This is a genomic window from Oleiphilus sp. HI0132 (genome assembly GCF_001635845.1).
The window spans coordinates 1-406 of the sequence record NZ_LWGJ01000767.1 but is presented as its reverse complement, the minus strand read 5'-3'; the positions used below and the strand labels follow the sequence as shown (position 1 = coordinate 406).

At 45.3% G+C, this 406-nt stretch carries 1 protein-coding gene; it reads left to right on the top strand.

What is annotated here, in order from left to right:
• Positions 1-406: MFS transporter (locus A3766_RS09030; protein ID WP_156508807.1), on the top strand; the 406-nt coding region annotated here is incomplete at both ends.

Sequence of the window (406 nt, the reverse complement as noted above, 5' to 3'; positions counted from 1 at the left end):
ATGAATAGAAATGTATTGGTTTTATTGTTATCTGGTGCGCTGGGCTTGTGTATTGCGCCAATGGTTGTGTTTATCGGTGGTTTGGTCGGGGCATCGCTTGCTCCTGATCCAGAACTTTCCACATTGCCTGTAGCGGGCATTGTTATTGGTACCGCCTGTGCCGTGATTCCGGTCTCGCGTCTAATGCAGCGTTTCGGTAGAAAAAAGATCTTTTTGGCTGCCTCCTTATATAGCGCTTTGGTATCATGTTTTGCTGCGATTTCTATATCTTATGAAAGTTTTTGGTTGTTTTGTTTGAGTACTGTATTGCTAGGTGGTGCCCTGGCCGTTATTCAGCAATATCGTTTTGCGGCAATGGAGAGTGTTGAGCCATATCTGGCACCAAAAGCTGCATCCTTCGTGTTGT